The organism is Flavobacterium solisilvae, assembly GCF_012911605.1.
GTDB classification, from domain to species: Bacteria; Bacteroidota; Bacteroidia; order Flavobacteriales; family Flavobacteriaceae; genus Flavobacterium; species Flavobacterium solisilvae.
This window is the reverse complement of sequence record NZ_JAAMPT010000209.1, coordinates 243,848-266,262: the sequence shown is the minus strand read 5'-3', so window position 1 is coordinate 266,262 and position 22,415 is coordinate 243,848. Positions and strand designations below refer to the sequence as shown.

Sequence of the window (22,415 nt, the reverse complement as noted above, 5' to 3'; positions counted from 1 at the left end):
AACTTTGCAAAGTATATAAAATATTATGGATACAATCATTTCAAACATAAAGTTAAAAGGCGACAAAGCCATTGAACAAATTCCTGCCATTAAAGATAAAGCACTTCGAATTAATCTAAATGAGAATATCTATGGAACTTTTGCTGAAATTGGCGCTGGACAAGAAACTGTAAGACATTTTTTCCGTGCTGGTGGTTCGTCTGGAACAATTGCAAAAGCAATGTCGGCTTATGATAAAGATTTTAGTGACGCTATTTATGGTGTTGAAGATGACGGACGATATGTTACCGAAAGTCGCTTAAAAAAAATGCTAAACCATGAAGTCGAACTGATTGAAAAGCGTTTAAAAAGAGACAAACATCCTAATAAAATATTCTTCAGTTTTGCCAATACGGTTGCCACAATCGATTTTGCAAAACAATTTAAAGGTCATGGTTGGGTTGGGATTAAATACCAAGTTGAACCTGATGAAGATTATAACGAAATTACGTTACACATTCGTTTTAAGGAAACCGATGCAAAATTGCAACAAGAAACGCTTGGAATTCTTGGCGTGAACTTGATTTATGGTGCTTATTACAAATACAACGATCCAAAAAAATTGCTTCGTTATTTGTATGATCACTTAGATAAAGACCAACTAGAAATTGATACTATCAACTTTTCTGGTCCAAGATTTGCTAATGTTGATAACCGATTAATGAGTTTACAATTGGTTAAAAACGGAATGACAGAAGCGGTAATGTTTGGTCCAGATGGAAACAATATTTTACCCGCAGCAATTTTATATAAAAAGAATATCCTAGCTATTAGAGGAAGTTTCCGTCCTGTTACTCAGGTAAATATGGATATGTATGAGAAATCATTAAAAATGTTTCTTGACGAAAGTAAAGTTGATAAAGATAATGCTTTAGTAGTTTTTGAAATTACGTTATCAAACCTTCGTTCTGAAGGAGAAATTGACGAAAGAGATTTCATGGACAGAGCTGAATTACTTTGCTCATTAGGTCAAACAGTAATGATTTCTAACTTCCAAGAATATTATAAAGTAGTAGAATATTTCTCTAGTTATACCAAAGCCAGAATGGGATTAGCAATGGGAGTAAATAATCTTATTGATATTTTTGACGAAAAATACTATCGCCATTTAAGTGGTGGAATTCTTGAAGCTTTTGGGAAATTATTCTATCGCGACTTGAAAGTTTTCTTGTATCCAATGGAAGATGAAAACGGAGAAATCATCAACTCTCAAAACCTGAAAGTACATCCGAGAATGAAAGAATTATACAAATTCTTTGCTTACAACGGAAAAGTGGTCGACATCACTGATTTTGACAAAGACCATTTAAAAATCTTCTCGCGCGAAGTGTTAAAAATGATTAGCAACGGAACGCCAGGTTGGGAAAAAATGTTACCAAAAGGAATTGCTGAAGTGATAAAACAACATCACCTTTTTGGTTATGATCCAAACAGAATTTTAGAAAAAGCATAAGTAGAAAAATAAATCACTTACAAATCCAGATTGCCAAAACAATTTGGATTTTTTTGTGAAAGCAACCAATGAGATATTTCATAAAATTAGCCTATAAAGGAACAAATTACTTCGGTTGGCAATATCAACCCGATGCAATTTCGGTTCAGGAAACGCTCAACAAAGCTTTGAGTACGTTGCTCAAAACCACCATCGATATTCTTGGTGCTGGAAGAACCGATTCTGGAGTTCATGCCAAAGAAATGTTTGCTCATTTTGACTATGAAACTGAAATTGATACCAAAAAAATAGTTTATAAACTGAATTCTTTTTTGCCAAAAGACATCGCTATTTTTGACCTTATCAAAGTTCATGATGATGCTCATGCACGATTTGACGCAACTAAAAGAACTTACGAATACCATATTCATACCAAAAAAAATGCGTTCGAAAGTGACGATAGTTGGTATTACAGTTTACCTCTTGATGTTGAAAAAATGAACGAAGCGTGCAAAATATTATTTGAATATATTGATTTTGAATGCTTTTCAAAAACGAATACTGATGTAAATACGTTCAATTGCAAAATTTTTGAAGCCAATTGGAAGCAAAACGAAGACAAATTAGTTTTCACTATTGCTGCCGATAGATTTCTTCGAAATATGGTTCGAGCTATTGTTGGCACAATGATAAATATTGGTTCAGGAAAAGTATCTTTGAATGATTTCCGAAAAATAATTGAAAGCAAAAACCGAAGCAAAGCTGGATTTTCTGTTCCTGCACACGGATTGTATTTAACCAAAATTGAATATCCTTATTTGAGTAAAGAGTAAAGAGTAAAATCTAAAATTTAATATTTTAATGAAAGCCAAAGCATTTGATTCTAATCTTTTTAAAAGAATTTTAAAATATACCAAACCTTATAAAGCAAGGTTTTATGGTGTAATTGCTTTTGCTATTTTGTTATCAGTATTTGCTGCTTTACGTCCTTATTTATTGAAACAAACCGTTGACTCTTATATTCAACCTAAAGATCAAGAAGGTTTACTTTGGTATGCTGTTTTGATGGGAATTGTTTTATTGTTTGAAGTTTTTTCTCAATTCTACTTTGTTTATTGGGCAAACTGGCTTGGTCAAGATATCATTAAAGATATTCGAACAAAATTGTTCAATCACATGCTTACTTTCCGAATGAAATACTTTGACAATGCACCAGTTGGACAATTGGTAACGCGTTCGGTTTCAGATATTGAGCAAATTGCCCGCATTTTTAGTCAAGGACTTTTTATGATAATTAGTGATTTACTAAAAATGATTGTCGTATTAGGTTTTATGTTCTACATGAATTGGCGATTAACTTGGATTGTGATTTTGGCGATGCCAATTTTGGTTTATGCCACAAGAGTTTTTCAACAAAAAATGCAATTAGCTTTTGAAGAAGTTCGAAATCAAGTTGCTAATATGAATACTTTTGTTCAAGAACGAGTAACTGGAATGAAAATCGTACAACTTTTTAACCGAGAAGATATTGAATTTGAAAAGTTTAAAGAAATCAATCAAAAACACAATAAAGCTTGGATTAAAACTATTTTATACAACTCCATCTTCTTCCCTATTGCCGATATTATTTCATCGTTATCTCTTGGTGCTGTCGTAATTTATGGTGGTTTTCATATTTTGGATGGTGATAAATTTACCACGTTTGGAGATTTATTCTCCTATACCATGTTTATCGGAATGTTGTTCAATCCATTGCGACAAATTGCTGATAAATTCAATGAAATGCAAATGGGAATGATTGCTGCCAATCGTGTTTTTGACATTCTTGATAGTGAAAGTGATGTTCAAAATAACGGTACAAAAATAGCTGGACATTTCTCGGGAGAAATTCGTTTTGAAAATGTTAGATTTAGTTATGTTAAAGATCAAGAAGTTTTAAAAGGAATAAATCTAAACGTAAAACCGGGAGAAACCGTTGCCATTGTTGGTGCAACTGGCGCAGGAAAATCGACTATTATCAATTTGCTTAATCGGTTTTATGAAATAGATTCGGGTTCGATTTATATTGACAACCAAAATATTAATGATTTTCAGTTGGAAAGTTTGCGTAAACAAATTGCCATTGTATTACAAGATGTTTTCCTTTTTGCTGATACTATTCACAATAATATTACACTGAATAATCCAGCTATTTCAAGAGAAGAAGTTATTGAAGCTGCGAAGAAAATTGGTGTTCACAAATTCATTAAAACGTTGCCAAATGGTTATGATTATGACGTAAAAGAACGTGGCGTGATGCTTTCATCAGGACAAAGGCAGTTGATTGCTTTTCTTCGTGCTTATGTTAGCAATCCGAGTATTTTGATTTTGGATGAAGCAACCTCATCGATTGATACATATAGCGAAGAATTGATTCAAAAAGCAACCGAAAGAATCACAAAAGGTAGAACTTCGATTGTTATTGCGCATCGATTGGCCACCATTATTAATGCTGATAAAATTATTGTAATGGACAAAGGAATGATTGTGGAACAAGGTTCGCATCAAGAATTGGTTGCTAAAACAGATGGTTATTATAAGAATTTATATGAATCTCAGTTTGCGGTGGAAAAATCAGAATAGATTTAAACTGAAATTAAAATGGTTTAAAAAATAGCCCAAGCGATTCGCTCCAAAAAATAAACAATTTTGAGACTTTATTAAAAGAGAATAAATCCTTAAATTCGCAGTCTCAACTAATTTAGTAAATTTTATACAATGAAATACGATATTATAGTTTTAGGTTCTGGTCCAGGCGGTTATGTTACAGCAATTCGTGCTTCGCAATTGGGCTTCAAAGTAGCGGTTATTGAAAAAGAAAATCTTGGTGGAATTTGCCTTAATTGGGGTTGTATTCCAACGAAAGCGCTTTTAAAATCGGCTCAAGTTTTTGATTACCTAAAACATGCTTCTGATTATGGTTTAACCATCAAAGAATTTGACAAAGATTTTTCGGCTGTTGTAAAACGTTCTCGCGATGTTGCTGACGGAATGAGCAAAGGTGTTCAGTTCTTAATGAAAAAAAATAAAATCGACGTTATTAATGGTTTTGGTAAAATAAAACTAGGGAAAAAAGTTGATGTTACTGCTGCTGATGGAAAAGTTACTGAATATTCAGCTGATCATATCATCATTGCGACTGGTGCGCGTTCAAGAGAATTACCAAATCTTCCGCAAGATGGTGTAAAAGTTATTGGTTACAGACAAGCCATGACGTTACCAACGCAACCAAAGAAAATGATTGTAGTTGGTTCTGGTGCGATTGGTGTTGAGTTTGCACATTTTTACAACTCAATGGGAACAGAAGTTACTATTGTGGAGTTTATGCCAAATATTGTTCCTGTTGAAGACGAGGATATTTCAAAACAAATGGAACGTTCTATGAAAAAAGCTGGCGTAAATATCATGACAAATGCTTCGGTAGAACGAATTGATACTACTGGAAATGGTGTAAAAGCTTTCGTAAAAACGGCAAAAGGTGAAGAAGTTCTTGAAGCAGATATTTTACTTTCGGCAGTTGGAATTAAAACAAATATCGAAAATATTGGTCTTGAAGAGGTTGGAATTGCAACGGATAGAGATAAAATTTTAGTAAACGCATACAACCAAACTAATGTTCCAGGATATTATGCTATTGGTGATGTAACTCCAGGACAAGCTTTGGCACACGTTGCTTCGGCTGAAGGAATTAATTGTGTGGAGAAAATTGCAGGTTTACACGTTGAACCAATCGATTACGGAAACGTTCCTGGTTGTACGTATGCAACTCCAGAAATTGCTTCTGTTGGTTTAACCGAAAAACAAGCAAAAGAAAAAGGATATGAATTGAAAATTGGCAAATTCCCATTCTCGGCTTCAGGAAAAGCAAAAGCTGCTGGTGCTGCTGATGGTTTTGTAAAAGTAATTTTCGATGCAAAATATGGTGAATGGTTAGGTTGTCATATGATTGGTGCTGGTGTTACCGATATGATTGCAGAAGCAGTTGTAGCAAGAAAACTAGAAACTACTGGACACGAAATTCTAAAAGCAATTCATCCACATCCAACGATGAGTGAAGCGGTAATGGAAGCTGTAGCTGCTGCTTATGATGAAGTTATTCACTTGTAATAAGAATTCAGATAATAAAAAATGCCTCGAAAATTTCGAGGCATTTTTGTATTGAATAAATCTATAATTTACATTTTTGCTTTTAAAGCTTTGTATTTATCTGTCATTTCAAGTGCGTTGTAAACACTTAGTAACGTTTTCTTTGCTGGTTGACTTGTTGGATCTAATTCAACTGCTTTTTCTAAATAAGGAAGGATTGCATTGAAGTTTTTCTCTCTTTCAGCTTTTAAAACAGTATATCTTTTGTTGTCTTTTTCAGAGGTTCCAAGTTTGTTCATTTCATCAACAAATTTTTCATCACTTCTAAGCATTAACTCTGATAAATTCAGATAAGCATTTGCATAATCAGGTTTGATTTCAATAGCTCTTAAATAATGTTTTTTTGCTTCATCAATTTTATTGGCATTTCCTGCAACAACACCTAAGTTAAAAATCAAATCCGCATTTGTTGGATTTTTAGCCAAAGCTTCGTTTACTAGATTAGTATATTTATCAAAATCATTTAGTTTTAAGTACAAATCCATTTCTGTAAACAATAAACCTTCATCATCTGGATTTATTTTTCTCGCATCTTGAATAGCAGTAATGGCTTCATTAGTTTTTCCTTGTTGTACTAATATTAGAGCAACATTTTTATAAATTTCACCACGCTTTGATGGTGTTTTCTCATCACGAGGTTTTTCGTGGGTTTTAGCTGAATTAACTGAGATATCTCTTAATTGCTTATTGCCAAAATTTTCTTCAACTTTAGTTGTTTTATTTGTAGCATAATAATTTGTTGATTCACCTGAATAATTTAATCTCTTCAATTCATTGTAGTATTCTATTGCTTTGTCATAATCCTCAGCGTTTACAGAATATCCAGCTGCATAAAACAACATGTTTACATCATTTTTATCTAACATGTAAATTGAATGCAACAAACTAGCTGACTCTTTGTATCGTTTGGCATCCCCAAGTGCAATGGCGCCGTTTAATAACTCTGGTTTGAAAAGAGCTATTTTTGCTAAAATATCATCGGTATAGATTTTTTTACCTACCTTTTTCTCATAATCTAAAGTAGCATTTAATCCTTTTTCAACCTCAGCAACTACTTTTGGAGTAGCAATTTGAGCTTTTTTCTCTGGTGTTGCTGTTGCTCCTAATGACATAATTTCTACAATTGGTGTCATTGCTTTATAAAATCCATAATATACGTTATCTGCTTCTGCGGTTGCTAAAGGTTGTAATGCATTTAAGGTTGCTTTATATTCTGAAACATCATTTATAGTTGGAGCAGATTTTTCATAAATTTTTTTCAACTTTTTCAACTCATCTTTTTGAGCAAATGATGATACAGAAACTAGCAAAGCCGAAGCTAATACAATGTGTCTTGTTTTCATTTTTTATTATTTTAAATTATTCTTGTGTTTCATTGGTTTCTTCCGAAGTTTCAGCGGTATTATCTCCATTTTCGATTTCGCCTTCAACTCCTTCTTCTGGTTCGTCTTCTTTCATTACTTTAGTAACAGCAGCAATCGAATCGTTTCCTTTGATATTAATTAATCGAACACCTTGCGTTGCTCTTCCCATAACTCTCAAGTCTGAAACTTCCATTCTAATGGTTAATCCTGATTTGTTGATAATCATTAAATCATCAGCATCAGTAACCGCATTAATCGAAATTAAAGCTCCTGTTTTTTCGGTAATATTAAGCGTTTTTACTCCTTTTCCTCCACGGTTCGTAATTCTATACACATCTTCTCCATCGTCGTCAACCAACTTAGTTCGCTTACCATAACCATTTTCAGTTACTACTAATAATTGAGTTTCATTGATATCATCTTTATTTACAGAAACCATCCCAATTACTTCGTCTTTTTCATCGGCTAAAGTAATTCCACGAACTCCAGAAGCTGTTCTTCCCATCGGACGTGTTTTTTCTTCTTCAAAACGAACCAATTTTCCTGACTTAACAGCTACCAATACTTGGCTGTCACCATTAGTTAATTTTGCTTCTAATAGTTCGTCATCTTCTCTAATGGTAATCGCATTGATACCATTTTGACGCGGACGTGAATATTGTTCAAGCGGTGTTTTTTTAACTTGACCTTGTTTCGTAGCCATAATTACATAATGACTATTAATGTATTCTTCGTCTTTTAAGTCTTGTGTACAAATGAATGCTTTTACTTTATCATCTTGTTCGATGTTGATTAAGTTTTGAATAGCACGACCTTTACTTGTTTTGCTTCCTTCTGGAATTTCATATACACGCATCCAGAAACATTTCCCTTTTTGTGTAAAGAACAATAAATATTGGTGATTTGTAGCTACAAATAAATGTTCTAAGAAATCCTGATCGCGTGTTCCTGCACTTTTTTGTCCAACTCCACCACGATTTTGTGTCTTGTATTCTGATAAATTAGTACGTTTGATATAACCAGCATGTGAAATTGTAATTACTACGTTTTCATCGGCAATTAAATCTTCAATACTTACATCGCCACCAGCATATTCAATAGCAGAACGACGCTCATCGCCATATTTATCTCTTATTTCGATTAATTCATCTTTTATCAACTGCATTCTTAATTCTTTGCTTGCTAATAAATCTTTCAAGTGCTGAATTAATTTCATAATTTCTTCATATTCAGCTCTCAATTTATCTTGCTCAAGACCTGTTAACTGACGTAAACGCATTTCAACAATAGCACGAGCTTGAATTTCTGAAAGCGTAAATCGCTCAATTAATTTAGTTCGAGCTTCATCGCCATCTTTTGAAGAACGAATCAATGCAATTACTTCATCTATATTATCAGAAGCAATGATTAAACCTTCTAAAATATGCGCTCTTTCTTCTGCTTTGCGCAATTCAAATTGGGTTCGTCTCACTACAACATCATGACGATGCTCCACAAAATAGTGTATCAAATCTTTTAGATTTAACATTTGTGGTCTTCCGTTAACCAATGCAATATTGTTTACGCTGAAAGAAGATTGTAATTGAGTGAACTTATATAAGGTATTCAAAACTACATTTGGAACTGCATCACGTTTTAATTCATAAACGATACGCATTCCACTTCTATCCGATTCGTCACGGATGTTTGAAATACCTTCAATTCTTTTTTCATTAATTAAATCGGCAGTTTTCTTGATCATTTCTGCCTTATTCACTTGATATGGAATTTCAGAAACGATAATGGCTTCTTTCCCGTTTACTTCTTCAAAACCTACTTTGGCACGCATTACAATTCGTCCACGACCCGTTTTAAAAGCTTCACGAACACCATCATAACCATATATTACACCGCCAGTTGGAAAATCGGGTGCTTTAACATGGTTCATCAATTCGTCAATTTCAATTTCTTCGTTATCAATATAAGCCAAAGTTCCATCGATAACTTCAGTTAAATTGTGTGGCGCCATATTAGTTGCCATACCAACAGCAATACCTGATGCACCATTAATCAAAAGATTTGGAACACGCGTAGGCATTACTTTTGGCTCATACAAAGTATCGTCAAAGTTCAATTGAAAATCAACTGTTTCTTTGTCAATATCTGCCATAATGTCTTCTGACATTTTTTTCATTCTGGCTTCAGTATAACGCATTGCTGCTGGACTATCGCCATCAACCGAACCAAAGTTACCTTGACCATCAATTAACAAATAACGTAAACTCCATTCTTGCGCCATACGAACCATAGCATCATAAACTGATGTATCGCCGTGCGGGTGATATTTACCCAAAACTTCTCCAACAATTCTTGCGGATTTTTTGTGAGCTCTATTAGAAAAAACTCCTAAATCATACATTCCATATAATACTCTTCGGTGAACTGGTTTTAAACCGTCACGAACGTCAGGCAATGCTCTTGAGACAATAACAGACATCGAATAATCGATGTATGCTGATTTCATTTCATCTTCGATGTTAATAGGAATTAACTTTTCTCCGTCAGACATAGTTGTATAAATTATTATAAAATTAGTTTAAATTCAAAACGTGCTAATATAGGATATTTATCGCTTTTGAAGGTGTTTTTAGTTCACAAATTTCAAAGATTTATTAACAAAATGAGGTTGTTTTTTGGTTAATAAAATACTTTAATGACTACTTTTATTATTGGTATTTTTTTTGTCAATTAGCTGACAGTACTTTTTAAAGGAATGATTTTTGATTTACTCATTCCGATTAGTTAAATTTACTTCACAAAATCAAATTGCTATGGATGATAATTTTTCACCAAGAGTTAAAGATGTAATCACTTACAGTAAAGAAGAAGCACTACGATTAGGGCATGACTTTATTGGAACGGAACACTTGATGCTTGGTATTCTTAGAGACGGAAACGGCAAAGCCATATCTATACTAAACAATCTTTCGATTGATTTAGAACATTTGCGTAAAAAGGTGGAAATTCTAAGTCCGGCCAACCCAAATGTTGAAATCAGCAACGAAAAGAAAAACCTGCACTTAACACGTCAGGCAGAACGTGCTTTGAAAACTACTTTTCTTGAAGCAAAGGTTTTTCAAAGTTCTTCAATTAGTACTGCGCATTTACTTTTGTGCATACTGCGAAATGAAAATGATCCAACAACCAAATTGCTACATCGATTAAAAATCGACTATAATGTAGTAAAAGAACAATACTTAAATATGACACCAAACGAAGAAGATTTTACAGATAACTTGCCAAGAAACGAATCATATAATGAAGATTCAGGTCAAGATGACAGTTTAAAAGAAGGAAGTTTCAATAATCCTGCGAACAAAACCAATAAAAAATCTAAAACTCCGGTTTTGGATAATTTTGGTCGCGATTTAACCGAACTTGCCGAAGAAGGAAAACTCGATCCAGTTGTTGGTCGTGAAAAAGAAATTGAGCGCGTTTCTCAAATTCTTAGCCGAAGAAAGAAGAACAATCCGTTACTAATTGGTGAACCAGGCGTTGGAAAATCTGCCATTGCCGAAGGTTTAGCACTTCGAATTATTCAAAAGAAAGTTTCTCGTATTCTTTTCAACAAACGTGTGGTTACGCTTGATTTAGCTTCATTAGTTGCTGGAACAAAATACCGCGGCCAATTTGAAGAAAGAATGAAAGCCGTGATGAACGAATTGGAAAAAAACGATGATATCATTCTTTTCATTGACGAAATTCACACTATTGTTGGTGCTGGTGGCGCAACAGGTTCGCTTGACGCTTCTAATATGTTCAAACCTGCTTTAGCAAGAGGCGAAATCCAATGTATTGGTGCTACAACTTTGGACGAATACCGTCAATATATTGAAAAAGATGGCGCATTAGAAAGACGTTTTCAAAAGGTAATTGTAGAACCAACTTCGGTGGAAGAAACGATTACAATTTTGAATAATATCAAAAACAAATATGAAGATCATCACAACGTAATTTACACACCTGAAGCCATCGAAGCTTGTGTGAAGTTAACCAATAGATATATGTCTGAACGTTTTCTTCCAGACAAAGCTATTGATGCTTTGGACGAAGCCGGTTCTCGTGTTCACATCACTAATATTGATGTTCCAAAACAAATTTTGGATTTAGAACGTCAATTGGAAGAAGTACGCGAACTAAAAAATTCTGTGGTTAAAAAACAGAAATATGAAGAAGCTGCCAAACTTCGCGATGACGAAAAGCGTTTAGAAAAAGACTTAGCCATTGCACAAGAACAATGGGAAGAAGATTCTAAAAACAATCGTATTCGAGTAACCGAAGACAATGTTGCCGATGTAGTATCGATGATGACCGGAATTCCTGTTAACAGAATTGCACAAACTGAAAGTAATAAATTAGCTCATTTACCAGAACTTATCAAAGGAAAAGTAATCGGTCAAGACGAAGCAGTTACCAAAATTGCTCGTTCTATTCAACGAAATCGTGCTGGACTAAAAGATCCAAACCGACCAATTGGTTCCTTTATTTTCTTAGGTTCAACTGGAGTTGGAAAAACCCAATTAGCAAAAGTTATTGCTCGTGAATTATTCGATTCTGAAGATGCTTTGGTTCGAATTGACATGAGCGAATACATGGAAAAATTTGCAATTTCTCGTTTAATCGGCGCACCTCCAGGATATGTTGGCTATGAAGAAGGCGGACAATTGACCGAAAAAGTTAGAAGAAAACCGTATTGCGTTGTGCTTTTAGACGAAATTGAAAAAGCTCATCCTGATGTTTTCAATATGATGCTTCAAGTTTTGGACGATGGCTATTTAACCGATAGTTTAGGTCGAAAAATCGATTTCAAAAACACCATTATCATCATGACTTCCAATGTTGGAGCGCGTCAATTGAAAGATTTTGGTCAAGGCGTTGGTTTTGGAACTTCAGCAAAAGTGGCACAAGCCGATGATCATTCAAAAAGTGTTATTGAAAACGCTTTGAAAAAAACATTTGCGCCTGAATTCCTTAACAGAATTGATGATGTAATCGTTTTCAATCCGTTAGAGAAAGAACACATCGATTTAATTATCGAAATTGAATTGAAAAAACTTTATGCCAGAATTTCAGAACTTGGTTATAATTTAACCTTATCTGATAAAGCAAAAGCATTCATTGCTGAAAAAGGTTTTGACAAACAATTTGGTGCTCGACCATTAAAAAGAGCAATTCAAAAATATGTTGAAGATGCATTAGCCGAGGAAATTATTACTTCTAAAATAGCATCAGGAGACGAGATTTTCATGGATTTAGATGAAACTTCGCAGGAATTAACAGTGACTATTCAAAAAACTGAAAATCCGACGAAATAATAAAATTAATTTCTACTTTTATAAACCATTAAGAGGTTAAGAAAATTAAGTGTTACTTAATGAAACTTAAACTCTTAGTGGTTTAATTTTTTATTACAAATGAATTCAAACAAAATCATATTAGGTTCAGAAGAATGGTGTTCGTTTCCTGAACTTGGAATTCCAGCTATCAAAGCACGTGTTGATTCGGGTGCAAAAACTTCGGCGTTGCATGCTATTAACATTGCGCCATTCATCAAAGAAGGTGAAAATTGGGTAAAATTTGACATCAACCCAATTCAGAATAATCTTAAAACTGTTATTCATTGCGAAGCAAAGCTAATTGATAAACGCGTTGTAAAAAGCTCCAGTGGTTTTCGCGAACAACGTTATGTTATCCAAACCATACTCAAAATTGGCAACGATAATTGGGCAATCGAAATGACATTGACCAACCGTGATTCAATGGGTTTCAGAATGTTGCTTGGTCGTGAAGCTATGAGTGGAAGAATTCTAGTCGATCCAGAACAAAAATATCTTTTAGGGCAAACTTCTACAGAAAATTTAAAAGATTTATATCAGAATTCCATTTCCAAAAAATCTGGTCTTCGCATTGGACTTTTAGCTAGTAATCCTGAATTGTATAGCAACAAACGAATAATGGAAGCTGGCGAAATGCGTGGTCATGAAATGCATTTTTTGAACATCAAAGAATGTTATATGAAACTCGATGCCGATAAACCTGAAATCCATTATCGTGGTGGAAAAATCCTTGATAATTTTGATGCTATCATTCCTCGAATTCGTCCGAGTATTACATTTTATGGTTGTGCATTAACCCGACAATTTGAAGCAATGAAAGTCTATTGTTTAAATTCGGCTGCGGCAATTACGCAGTCGAGAGACAAACTATTTTCACTGCAGTTGCTTTTGAGAAATGGTGTTGATATTCCAACAACTGGTTTTGCCAATTCGCCTTTAGATACCGACGATTTAATTAAAATGGTTGGCGGTTCGCCTTTGATTGTCAAACTTTTGGAAGGAACACAAGGAAAAGGCGTTGTTCTTGCCGAAACCAAAAAAGCAGCCGAATCAGTAATTAATGCTTTCAAAAGCCTAAATGCCAATATTTTAGTTCAAGAATTCATCAAAGAAGCCAACGGAAAAGATTTACGTCTTTTTGTCGTTGACGGAAAAGTAGTTGCCGCTATTCAACGTGAAGCTGCTGCGGGAGAATTTCGGGCTAATATTCACATGGGCGGAACAGCATCGGTTATAAAACCAACAGCTGAAGAAAAGAAAATTGCCATCAAAGCTGCCAAAGCTATGGATTTAAAAGTGGCCGGAGTTGATATTATTCGTTCATCAAAAGGTCCGCTTTTATTGGAAGTAAATTCTTCACCAGGTTTAGAAGGTATCGAAGGCGCAACCAACAAAGACATTGCCGGAGAAATGATTAAAGCGATTGAAAAGAATTTTAAAAAATCTTCCATAATTTAAACAAAAGCATTGAGTATGAATCCTTATCTTGATATCATCTTAAGAAGCGTAAGTGTTTATCTGTTCATGATAATTGCTTTACGTATTTTTGGTAAAAAAGAATTATCTCAACTCAATACTGCCGATGTTATTCTCATTCTATTGATTAGTAATTCGGTACAAAATGCTATGGTTGGTAGTAACGTTTCACTTTTAGGCGGAATTACAGCCGCAGTTGCTTTATTTTTAATTAATTTTCTTTTCAAAAGAATAATGCTAAAATCCAAGTTCATTAAAAATTTGGTTCAAGACAAACCCGAAATTTTAATTCACAACGGAAAACTTGAATTTAAAACTTTGGCGCGTTTAGGAATTTCCTCCGATGAACTTCAAGAAGCCATGCGTGAACACGGTGTAGAATATTACAAAGATGTAAAATTAGCCATGCTCGAAATTGATGGCAATATTAGTGTGATTTCAGGGAATGAAAACTTGAGGCAAACACATCATAAACGAAAAATACACAAAACGCTAGGTAACTTAAACCAATAGAATTATGAACTTACTTTCTCAAATTATCATCGGATGTATTGCAGTATTGCATATTTATATTCTTTGGCTCGAAATGTTTGCTTGGACAACTCGTGCTAAAAAAGTGTTCAAAACCATACCCGAAGAACAATTTGAAAAGACAAAAGTCATGGCTGCCAATCAAGGTTTGTACAACGGTTTTCTTGCCGCAGGATTGATTTGGTCGTTGCTAATTTGTGATGACATTTGGAGTAAAAACGTAGCGTTATTCTTTTTAGGATGTGTTTTAGTTGCTGGAATTTATGGTGCATTAACCGCTTCCAAACGAATATTTTTTGTACAAGCTGTTCCTGCGATTTTAGGGATTTTGAGTTTGGTATTTCTTGGATAATCCAAAAAAAAACCGTATAAAAAAACAAAAATATACACGTATAATTATTTTTAACTATCTTTGTTTCAAATAATTTAAAATCATGAGCACAAAATTGACCATAACTATTGACGAAAATGTTATTGAAAAAGCAAAAAAATATGCCAAAGGCAAAAAAAATAGCTTGTCAAACATCATTGAAAATTATTTAAAAACATTGGTAGCCGAAGATAAAAAAGAAACATCAGAGTTAAGTCCGATAGTGAAATCATTAAAAGGTTCGTTCAAAGCCGATAAAGATTTTGATTATAAAAAGGAATTAACCAAACGTCTTTCAGACAAATACCTTTAACATGAAAAACGTTTTAATCGATACCGATGTTATTTTGGATTTTTTCTTTGATAGAGAACCTTTTTCTGAAAACGCAGCCCAAGTTTTATCGCTTTGCGAAAAGAAAATTGTTATTGGTTACATAACGCCAGTAATTTTGAGTAATGTTTATTATCTGTTAAGTCAAAAAGGAAAGCAAGAAAAAGTAATTGAAAAACTAAAAGCGCTAGTATCTTTTTTAGAAATTTTAAACATCGATAAAAACGCAATTATAACAGCTTTAAACTCTAATTTTAAAGACTTTGAAGATGCTTTACAAAATTTTTCTGCAGAACAAAACGGAACAATAAATACCATTATCACAAGAAACACCAAAGATTACAAAAAAAGTAATCTTGGCGTTATAACTCCCGAAGATTTTCTGAAAACAAATTGATTTATTCCTCCAAATCAATCATAAAACTATCCAAAAACGCTACCGATTTCTCAATATCATAATGTAAAATTCGGTCTTCTTTCACTAACTGAACTTCTTCGCGATACGATTTTACAAAGCTTTCTATAAATTTACTCGATTTTAAAGGTTCTCTGAAATGAATAGCTTGTGAAGCATTCATCAACTCAATAGCCAAAATTCGTTCTAAGTTTTCAATAATTCTAAGACATTTTGTAGCAGCATTTGAACCCATTGAAACGTGATCTTCTTGACCGTTACTCGAAACAATACTATCAATACTTGCCGGAGTTGCCAATTGTTTATTTTGACTAACAATACTTGCTGCGGTATATTGCGGAATCATAAAACCAGAATTCAAACCCGGATTGTCAACTAAAAATGCTGGCAAACCTCGTAAACCAGAAATCAACTGATATGTTCTTCTTTCGGAAATACTACCTAATTCCGCCAAAGCTATTCCAAGAAAATCTAATGCCAAAGCCAAAGGTTGTCCGTGGAAATTTCCGCCAGAAACAATCAAATCTTCGTCTTTAAAAATATTAGGATTATCGGTAACAGAATTGATTTCAGTCTTAAATACTTTCTTCACATAATCAATCGCATCTTTCGAAGCACCATGAACTTGCGGAATACAACGGAAAGAATACGGATCTTGAACATGTTCTTTTTGTTGCGCAATAATTTGGCTTCCTTCTAACAATTCATTCATTCGTTGCGCTGTTACAACTTGTCCTTTATGCGGACGAACATAATGGATTAACTCATTAAACGGCTCAATTCTTCCGTCAAAACCTTCCAAAGAAACCGCCGAAATTACATCTGCCAAATAGGAATATTTCATCGCTTTCAGTAAAACATAACAACCATACGAACTCATAAATTGCGTTCCGTTTAACAATGCCAAACCTTCTTTAGACTGTAAAACGATTGGCTTCCATCCCATTTTCTCCAACACTTTTCCTGCTGGTTGACGAAATCCTTCATAATTCACTTCGCCTTCGCCTAAAAGCGGTAAACTTAAATGTGCCAACGGAGCCAAATCGCCACTCGCGCCAAGCGAACCTTGATTATAAATTACCGGTAAAATATCATTGTTGTAAAAATTAACTAATCGTTCCACCGTTTGCAATTGAACGCCTGAATTTCCGTAACTTAAACTTTGGATTTTAAGCAACAACATTAGTTTCACAATTTCTTGCGGCACTTCTTCACCAGTTCCACAAGCATGCGATTTTACTAGATTTTCCTGTAGTTTGGATAAATTCTCATTCGATATTTTCACATTACATAACGAGCCAAAACCTGTATTTATACCGTAAATTGGTGTTTCATTGGAAGCCATTTTTTGGTCTAAATAATCACGACATTGTTGAATATTTACCTTTGCTTCTTCTGACAATGCCAATGTTTTGTGTTCAGAAATTATCTCTTGTAATGTCTCCAAAGTCAATACTTCAGAACTAATATAATGCGAATGCTCCATTTTTTCTAGGAATTAAAAGCCCAAAATTCCGTAAACGATTGTTAAAAAGCAATTATTTTTTCGCTATTTTATTGACAAATTATCAATAATAGTTTTCAAAATAAATTTACTTTAAAAATTTAACAAACTATATCGTTTTTCTTTTGTCAAATCCTCAAAAATCACTCTTTATGTAAAAGTTTAAAAATAAATACTATATATTTGAAAAATATGATTGCCAATAATTTTACATATAATTTCTCACAAACAACCAATTCTTTGGTTGAAACAACTGTTGGCACTACATCAACTACTACAACCCCATTTGGGGTATAATTTTCACATATAATCCTATTTATGTGCTTTCATTTGAAAGCTACTTAAACATTAACTTAAATTCAAAATTCATAACTAAAAAGTCATGATAGCATTAAAATTTGGCGGAACATCTGTAGCCAACGCCGAAAATATCAACAAAACAATAAATATTGTTGCAGAAAAAAGTAAATCCAAAAAACTAGCTGTAGTCGTTTCAGCTTTTAGCGGCGTAACCGATTTATTGATTTTAGCAGGAAAAACAGCTTCCGCAAAAGACAGAAATTACAAAAATATTGTCTCCGAAATCGAAAAGAAACACAAAGAAGCTATTGATGAATTAATTCCGTTAAGCGATCAAAGCGAAATCATTGACACTGTTAATAGCAATATCAACCATTTAAAAACCTTATTAGACGGTTGTTATCTTTTGGGCGAATTATCCAATAGAACTGCTGATATTGTTGCGGGTTTTGGAGAACTACTTTCATCACAAATTATCGCAACAGCTTTAAAACAAAAAATAAGCAATTCAACCTTTAAAGACAGCCGCGAACTCATTAAAACCGACAATAATTTTGGAAAAGCTTCCGTTAATTTTGCTGAAACTAACACATTAATTAAAGATTATTTTAAAAATAACAATCAACAAGTTACACTTTTACCAGGGTTTATAGCTGCTTCTGCCGATGGAAATATAACAACACTTGGTCGTGGCGGTTCTGATTATACAGCAGCCATTATTGCAGCAGCTATTAATGCCGAAGTTTTAGAAATTTGGACTGACGTAAATGGTATGTTTACAGCTAATCCAAAAATCGTAAAACAAGCCCAACCTATCGAAACCATTTCCTATCAGGAAGCAATGGAATTGTCGCATTTTGGCGCAAAAGTGTTGTATCCACCAACCATTCAGCCGGTTTTGAAAGACAATATTCCAATTCTTATCAAAAATACGTTTGAACCCGAAGCCGATGGAACATTAATTTCAAATAATCCATCATCAACCAGTAATCCAATCAAAGGAATTTCTCATATTGACAAAATAGCTTTATTAACACTTGAAGGCTCAGGAATTGTAGGTGTTTCCGGTTCGTCAAAACGTTTGTTTGAAGTACTTTCTATCGAAAATATCAATGTAATTTTCATCACTCAGGCTTCGTCCGAACATTCTATCTGTATTGGAATTCTAAATTCAGATGCCGAAAATGCCAAAAATGCCATCAACAAAGCCTTTGAACTGGAAATCGCTCAAGGAAAAATCGATAAATGCATCGTCGAAAAAGACTTATGTATCGTAGCATTGGTTGGTGAAAGCATGAAAAACCATCAAGGAATTTCAGGGAAAATGTTCAGCACTTTAGGCAAAAACAACGTTAACATTCGCGCCATTGCGCAAGGTGCATCCGAAAGAAACATTTCGGTAGTAATCAATGAAAATGATGTTAAAAAAGCCTTGAACACACTTCATGAACGCTTCTTTGAAGATAATACCAAGCAATTAAACTTATTCGTTATGGGCGTTGGAAACGTTGGTGAGAAATTCATTGACCAAATCAGTCAGCAAAAGAAATTCCTGAAAGAAAATCGTAGAATTAACGTTCGAGTAATCGCATTAGCAAACTCTCGAAAAATGTTTTTTGACGAAGATGCCATCAATCTAAAAGACTGGAAAACCGCTTTAGACAACGGAGAAACTGCCAATGTAGAAAGTTTTATTTCTCGTGTAAAAGAACTCAATCTTCGCAACAGTATTTTTGTTGACATCACAGCAAATTATGATGTAGCCGGAATTTACAACCAATTTTTATCAAAAAATATTGCCGTAGTAACCTGTAATAAAATTGCCTGTTCATCAGAATTTAACAACTACAAAAACCTGAAAGATTTATCCCGAAAATACAATGCACCATTTCTGTTTGAAACCAATGTTGGTGCAGGCTTACCAATCATCGACACTTTGAAGCTATTAATTGCTTCAGGCGATAAAGTTAATCGTATCAATGCAGTTTTATCAGGAAGTTTAAACTTTATTTTCAATAATTTTAGTGAAAGTTATAGTTTTCATGATGTCGTTAAAGAAGCAGGAGTTCAGGGATTTACCGAACCCGATCCAAAAATAGATTTGAGCGGAGTTGACGTTGCTCGAAAGATATTAATTCTAATTCGAGAAAGCGGTTATCAAATGGATATCGAAGAAATTGAAAACAACTGTTTCCTTCCTGACGAATGCATGAAAACGACAAACAATGATGATTTTTTCGCCTCATTAATTAAGCACGAAGCTCATTTCAATAAATTATTAAACGAAGCAAAAGAAAAAGACAGTCGCATCAAGTTTGTAGCGAGTTTCAACAACGGAAAAGCAGCAGTTGGCTTGCAATTTATTCCAAAAGAAAGCCCATTTTACAACCTCGAAGGAAAAGACAATATTGTCGAATTCTACACCGATCGTTACGTGGATCAACCACTAATCATCAAAGGTGCTGGAGCTGGCGCAGCCGTTACTGCTTCTGGAATTTTTGCTGATGTTGTCCGAATTGGAAATGTGTAATTTTTTTTGAAACGAAAAGCTTGGACTTAATTTGCATACCATTTTCCTGCTTTTCGTTTCAATCTGTCATTGCGAGGAACGAAGCAATCGCATATTCAAATTCTGAACTAGCAATGACAGGATTTCCACTTCAATCAGGGTTAAACAGAAAATGTATTGAATATTTGCAGCAAAAATCTGTTAAATCCGTGTAATCTGTGGCAAAAAGAAATTGATTTAGAACAAATTTTCACAATGACTATGAACGAAATAAAAATATTCTGTCCAGCAACGATAGCCAATCTAAACTGCGGTTTTGATGTATTGGGATTATGCTTGGAAGGCATTGGCGACGAAATGATTTTCAGAAAAACTTCCCAAAAAGGAATTACAATTTCTAAAATAACTGGCGCCGATTTACCATTAGAAACTAATAAAAACGTTGCTGGAGTTGCCGCTTTGGCAATTTACAACACCATCAATCCTGATTTTGGAATTGAAATCGAAATCCATAAAAAAATCAAAGCCGGAAGCGGAATTGGAAGTTCATCTGCCAGCGCAGCTGGAGCTGTTTTTGGCGTAAATGAATTACTTGGAAAACCTTACACTAAAAACCAATTAGTCGATTTTGCCATGAAAGGCGAAGCTATTGCCAGCGGTTCTGAACATGCTGACAACGTTGCACCGTGTTTGCTTGGTGGATTTACTTTAGTTCGAGGTTACAATCCACTGGATGTGATTAGAATTGACAGTCCGAGTGAACTTTTTGCGGTTGTTCTTCATCCACATATCGAAGTCAAAACTTCCGATTCAAGAGCTGTTTTAAAACCAGAAATCAGTTTGAAATCTGCCATTACACAATGGGGAAATTTGGGCGGATTTATCGCCGGATTATATACTAAGGATTATAATTTACTTAGTCGTTCGTTGCAAGATGTTGTCATTGAACCGCTGCGAAAACATTTAATTCCTAACTTTGATTTAGTAAAAAATAGCGCAATACAAAACGGAGCTTTAGGTGCTGGAATTTCTGGTGCTGGACCGTCAATTTTTGCCTTATGCAAAGGTCAAGAAACCGCCGAAAAAGTAGCCTATGCCATGAGCAACAGCTATCAAGAAACCGGAATTGAATTTGACATGCATATCTCAAAAATCAATCCAGATGGAGTAACCGAAATTAAAAATTAAACACAGATTTCACAAATTCACACAAATTAAATCTGTGAAAATTTGTGAAATCTGTGGCAAAAAAAATAAAAAATGAACTATTACAGCTTAAACAATAAAAACCATAAAGTAACTTTTCAAGAAGCCGTTATCAAAGGATTGGCACCTGACAGAGGTTTGTATTTCCCGGAAACAATTTCGCCTCTACCCGATTCGTTTTTTCAAAATATCGAAATGCTTTCCAATGAAGAAATTGCTTTTGAAACCATCAAACAATTTGTTGGCGATGAAATTCCAGAAACCGAACTCAAAAAAATCATAACCGAAACACTTTGCTTCGATTTTCCATGTATTCCTGTAGAAGATAATATCTTTTCATTGGAACTTTTTCATGGTCCAACAATGGCTTTTAAAGACGTTGGCGCACGATTTATGTCGCGCTGTTTGGGTTACTTCAATCGAAATACCGATAAAAAAGTCACGGTTTTAGTAGCAACTTCTGGCGATACTGGCGGAGCTGTTGCCAGCGGATTTTTGGGCGTAAAAGGCGTTGAAGTCGTTATCCTTTATCCATCAGGAAAAGTGAGTGATATTCAGGAACGGCAACTTACTACCTTAGGACAAAATATCAAAGCATTGGAAGTTGATGGCGTGTTTGACGATTGTCAAGATATGGTAAAAAAAGCTTTTTTAGACGAAAGTTTGAAACACAAAAACCTCACTTCGGCTAATTCTATCAATATTGCTCGTTGGTTGCCACAAATGTTCTACATTTTCTTTGCTTACAAACAACTTAAACAATACAACAAACCAATTGTATTGTCATGTCCGAGTGGAAATTTTGGGAATATTTGCGCCGGAATTATGGCAAAAAGATTAGGATTACCTATTTCACATTTTGTGGCTTCTACCAATGCCAACGATACAGTTCCAAGGTTTTTGGAAAAAGGAAATTATGAACCAAAACCATCTGTTACCACTATTTCCAACGCAATGGACGTAGGCAATCCAAGTAATTTTATTCGTATTCAGGAATTGTACAATAATGATTTAAACGAATTTGAAAAAGATTTTTCTTCTTATTCTTTCTCGGATACTGAAACAGAAAGGACTATCAAAGACATTTATTCTCGAACCAAATATATCGCTGAACCGCACGGTGCTGTTGGTTATCTTGGTTTGAAAAAAGAAATGCAAAAACAACGTAATTCCATTGGAGTTTTCCTAGAAACAGCGCATCCAATAAAATTCTTAGACATTGTTGAACCTTTATTGGATTTACAATTACCTATCCCAAAACAGATAGAAAACGTTTTGGGTAAAGAAAAAGTTTCTGTTAAAATTAAAACGTATGGAGAGTTAAAAGATTTTTTGCATTAAGAATTTAACATTTATATTTGCTCAAAATCCTAACCTC

At 34.2% G+C, this 22,415-nt stretch carries 16 protein-coding genes; 13 read left to right on the top strand and 3 right to left on the bottom strand.

All coding sequences use genetic code 11. The features are described 5' to 3' along the window. Window positions 1-25: 25 nt before the first annotated feature. The 4 genes from G6042_RS13520 to lpdA all read left to right on the top strand — a co-directional run bounded on the left by G6042_RS13520 (window position 26) and on the right by lpdA (window position 5,617). Entirely contained in the window at window positions 26-1,492 is a 1,467-nt protein-coding gene (locus G6042_RS13520) for a TonB-dependent receptor (protein WP_211161692.1), read from the top strand. 68 nt (window positions 1,493-1,560) lie between these two features. Further along, a complete protein-coding gene (gene truA / locus G6042_RS13515) occupies window positions 1,561-2,304 on the top strand; it encodes a tRNA pseudouridine(38-40) synthase TruA (protein WP_169524972.1) in 744 nt (247 codons plus the stop codon). 28 nt (window positions 2,305-2,332) lie between these two features. After that, window positions 2,333-4,093, top strand: coding sequence for an ABC transporter ATP-binding protein (locus tag G6042_RS13510; protein ID WP_169524971.1), 1,761 nt, complete (start codon window positions 2,333-2,335; stop codon window positions 4,091-4,093). Between the two features lie 135 nt (window positions 4,094-4,228). Then, complete coding sequence (lpdA, locus tag G6042_RS13505) at window positions 4,229-5,617, top strand: dihydrolipoyl dehydrogenase (RefSeq protein ID WP_169524970.1); 1,389 nt, start codon at window positions 4,229-4,231, stop codon at window positions 5,615-5,617. Window positions 5,618-5,685: 68 nt separating this feature from the next. On the opposite strand, the gene G6042_RS13500 is transcribed toward lpdA, so the two are convergent. Both G6042_RS13500 and gyrA read right to left on the bottom strand, forming a co-directional pair. Then, window positions 5,686-6,999 carry a tetratricopeptide repeat protein gene (locus G6042_RS13500; protein ID WP_169524969.1) on the bottom strand — a complete coding sequence of 438 codons (1,314 nt, stop codon included), beginning with the start codon at window positions 6,997-6,999 and terminating at the stop codon, window positions 5,686-5,688. A gap of 16 nt (window positions 7,000-7,015) precedes the next feature. After that, the gene (gene gyrA, locus G6042_RS13495; protein ID WP_169524968.1) at window positions 7,016-9,568 is read right to left on the bottom strand and encodes a DNA gyrase subunit A; all 2,553 of its coding nucleotides are present in this window, start codon (window positions 9,566-9,568) and stop codon (window positions 7,016-7,018) included. Window positions 9,569-9,830: 262 nt separating this feature from the next. Between gyrA and G6042_RS13490 the strand changes: the two genes are divergently transcribed. The 6 genes from G6042_RS13490 (at window position 9,831) to G6042_RS13465 (ending at window position 15,500) form a co-directional block, all read left to right on the top strand. Continuing rightward, complete coding sequence (locus G6042_RS13490) at window positions 9,831-12,374, top strand: ATP-dependent Clp protease ATP-binding subunit (protein ID WP_169524967.1); 2,544 nt, start codon at window positions 9,831-9,833, stop codon at window positions 12,372-12,374. A 99-nt stretch (window positions 12,375-12,473) separates the two neighbouring features. Further along, the gene (gene rimK / locus G6042_RS13485; RefSeq protein ID WP_169524966.1) at window positions 12,474-13,853 is read left to right on the top strand and encodes a 30S ribosomal protein S6--L-glutamate ligase; all 1,380 of its coding nucleotides are present in this window, start codon (window positions 12,474-12,476) and stop codon (window positions 13,851-13,853) included. Window positions 13,854-13,868: 15 nt separating this feature from the next. After that, complete coding sequence (locus G6042_RS13480; RefSeq protein WP_169524965.1) at window positions 13,869-14,384, top strand: DUF421 domain-containing protein; 516 nt, start codon at window positions 13,869-13,871, stop codon at window positions 14,382-14,384. Window positions 14,385-14,388: 4 nt separating this feature from the next. Next, a complete protein-coding gene (locus tag G6042_RS13475; protein ID WP_169524964.1) occupies window positions 14,389-14,754 on the top strand; it encodes a DUF1304 domain-containing protein in 366 nt (121 codons plus the stop codon). A gap of 82 nt (window positions 14,755-14,836) precedes the next feature. Next, entirely contained in the window at window positions 14,837-15,085 is a 249-nt protein-coding gene (locus tag G6042_RS13470) for a DUF6364 family protein (protein ID WP_169524963.1), read from the top strand. A 1-nt stretch (window position 15,086) separates the two neighbouring features. Beyond that, window positions 15,087-15,500 carry a type II toxin-antitoxin system VapC family toxin gene (locus G6042_RS13465; RefSeq protein ID WP_169524962.1) on the top strand — a complete coding sequence of 138 codons (414 nt, stop codon included), beginning with the start codon at window positions 15,087-15,089 and terminating at the stop codon, window positions 15,498-15,500. A 1-nt stretch (window position 15,501) separates the two neighbouring features. On the opposite strand, the gene hutH is transcribed toward G6042_RS13465, so the two are convergent. Beyond that, complete coding sequence (gene hutH / locus G6042_RS13460; RefSeq protein WP_169524961.1) at window positions 15,502-17,004, bottom strand: histidine ammonia-lyase; 1,503 nt, start codon at window positions 17,002-17,004, stop codon at window positions 15,502-15,504. A gap of 400 nt (window positions 17,005-17,404) precedes the next feature. Here hutH and thrA point away from each other — a divergent pair, with 400 nt between their 5' ends. The 3 genes from thrA to thrC all read left to right on the top strand — a co-directional run bounded on the left by thrA (window position 17,405) and on the right by thrC (window position 22,378). Next, window positions 17,405-19,852, top strand: coding sequence for a bifunctional aspartate kinase/homoserine dehydrogenase I (gene thrA / locus G6042_RS13455; protein WP_169524960.1), 2,448 nt, complete (start codon window positions 17,405-17,407; stop codon window positions 19,850-19,852). A gap of 240 nt (window positions 19,853-20,092) precedes the next feature. Next, window positions 20,093-21,019: a homoserine kinase gene (locus G6042_RS13450; protein ID WP_169524959.1), complete on the top strand. Its 927-nt coding sequence runs from the start codon at window positions 20,093-20,095 to the stop codon at window positions 21,017-21,019. 72 nt (window positions 21,020-21,091) lie between these two features. After that, window positions 21,092-22,378, top strand: a complete 1,287-nt coding sequence (thrC, locus tag G6042_RS13445) for a threonine synthase (protein WP_169524958.1) — start codon at window positions 21,092-21,094, stop codon at window positions 22,376-22,378. The last annotated feature ends 37 nt before the right edge of the window (window positions 22,379-22,415 follow it).

Excerpts from the sequence above, each read along its gene's own strand:
- G6042_RS13490 (WP_169524967.1), top strand. The coding sequence starts at position 9,831 with ATGGATGATAATTTTTCACCAAGAGTTAAAGATGTAATCACTTACAGT.
- G6042_RS13475 (WP_169524964.1), top strand. The coding sequence starts at position 14,389 with ATGAACTTACTTTCTCAAATTATCATCGGATGTATTGCAGTATTGCAT.
- thrC (WP_169524958.1), top strand. The coding sequence starts at position 21,092 with ATGAACTATTACAGCTTAAACAATAAAAACCATAAAGTAACTTTTCAA.
- G6042_RS13465 (WP_169524962.1), top strand. The coding sequence starts at position 15,087 with ATGAAAAACGTTTTAATCGATACCGATGTTATTTTGGATTTTTTCTTT.
- G6042_RS13520 (WP_211161692.1), top strand. The coding sequence starts at position 26 with ATGGATACAATCATTTCAAACATAAAGTTAAAAGGCGACAAAGCCATT.
- lpdA (WP_169524970.1), top strand. The coding sequence starts at position 4,229 with ATGAAATACGATATTATAGTTTTAGGTTCTGGTCCAGGCGGTTATGTT.
- G6042_RS13510 (WP_169524971.1), top strand. The coding sequence starts at position 2,333 with ATGAAAGCCAAAGCATTTGATTCTAATCTTTTTAAAAGAATTTTAAAA.
- thrA (WP_169524960.1), top strand. The coding sequence starts at position 17,405 with ATGATAGCATTAAAATTTGGCGGAACATCTGTAGCCAACGCCGAAAAT.
- G6042_RS13480 (WP_169524965.1), top strand. The coding sequence starts at position 13,869 with ATGAATCCTTATCTTGATATCATCTTAAGAAGCGTAAGTGTTTATCTG.
- gyrA (WP_169524968.1), bottom strand. The coding sequence starts at position 9,568 with ATGTCTGACGGAGAAAAGTTAATTCCTATTAACATCGAAGATGAAATG.
- G6042_RS13470 (WP_169524963.1), top strand. The coding sequence starts at position 14,837 with ATGAGCACAAAATTGACCATAACTATTGACGAAAATGTTATTGAAAAA.
- G6042_RS13450 (WP_169524959.1), top strand. The coding sequence starts at position 20,093 with ATGAACGAAATAAAAATATTCTGTCCAGCAACGATAGCCAATCTAAAC.
- G6042_RS13500 (WP_169524969.1), bottom strand. The coding sequence starts at position 6,999 with ATGAAAACAAGACACATTGTATTAGCTTCGGCTTTGCTAGTTTCTGTA.
- rimK (WP_169524966.1), top strand. The coding sequence starts at position 12,474 with ATGAATTCAAACAAAATCATATTAGGTTCAGAAGAATGGTGTTCGTTT.
- hutH (WP_169524961.1), bottom strand. The coding sequence starts at position 17,004 with ATGGAGCATTCGCATTATATTAGTTCTGAAGTATTGACTTTGGAGACA.
- truA (WP_169524972.1), top strand. The coding sequence starts at position 1,561 with ATGAGATATTTCATAAAATTAGCCTATAAAGGAACAAATTACTTCGGT.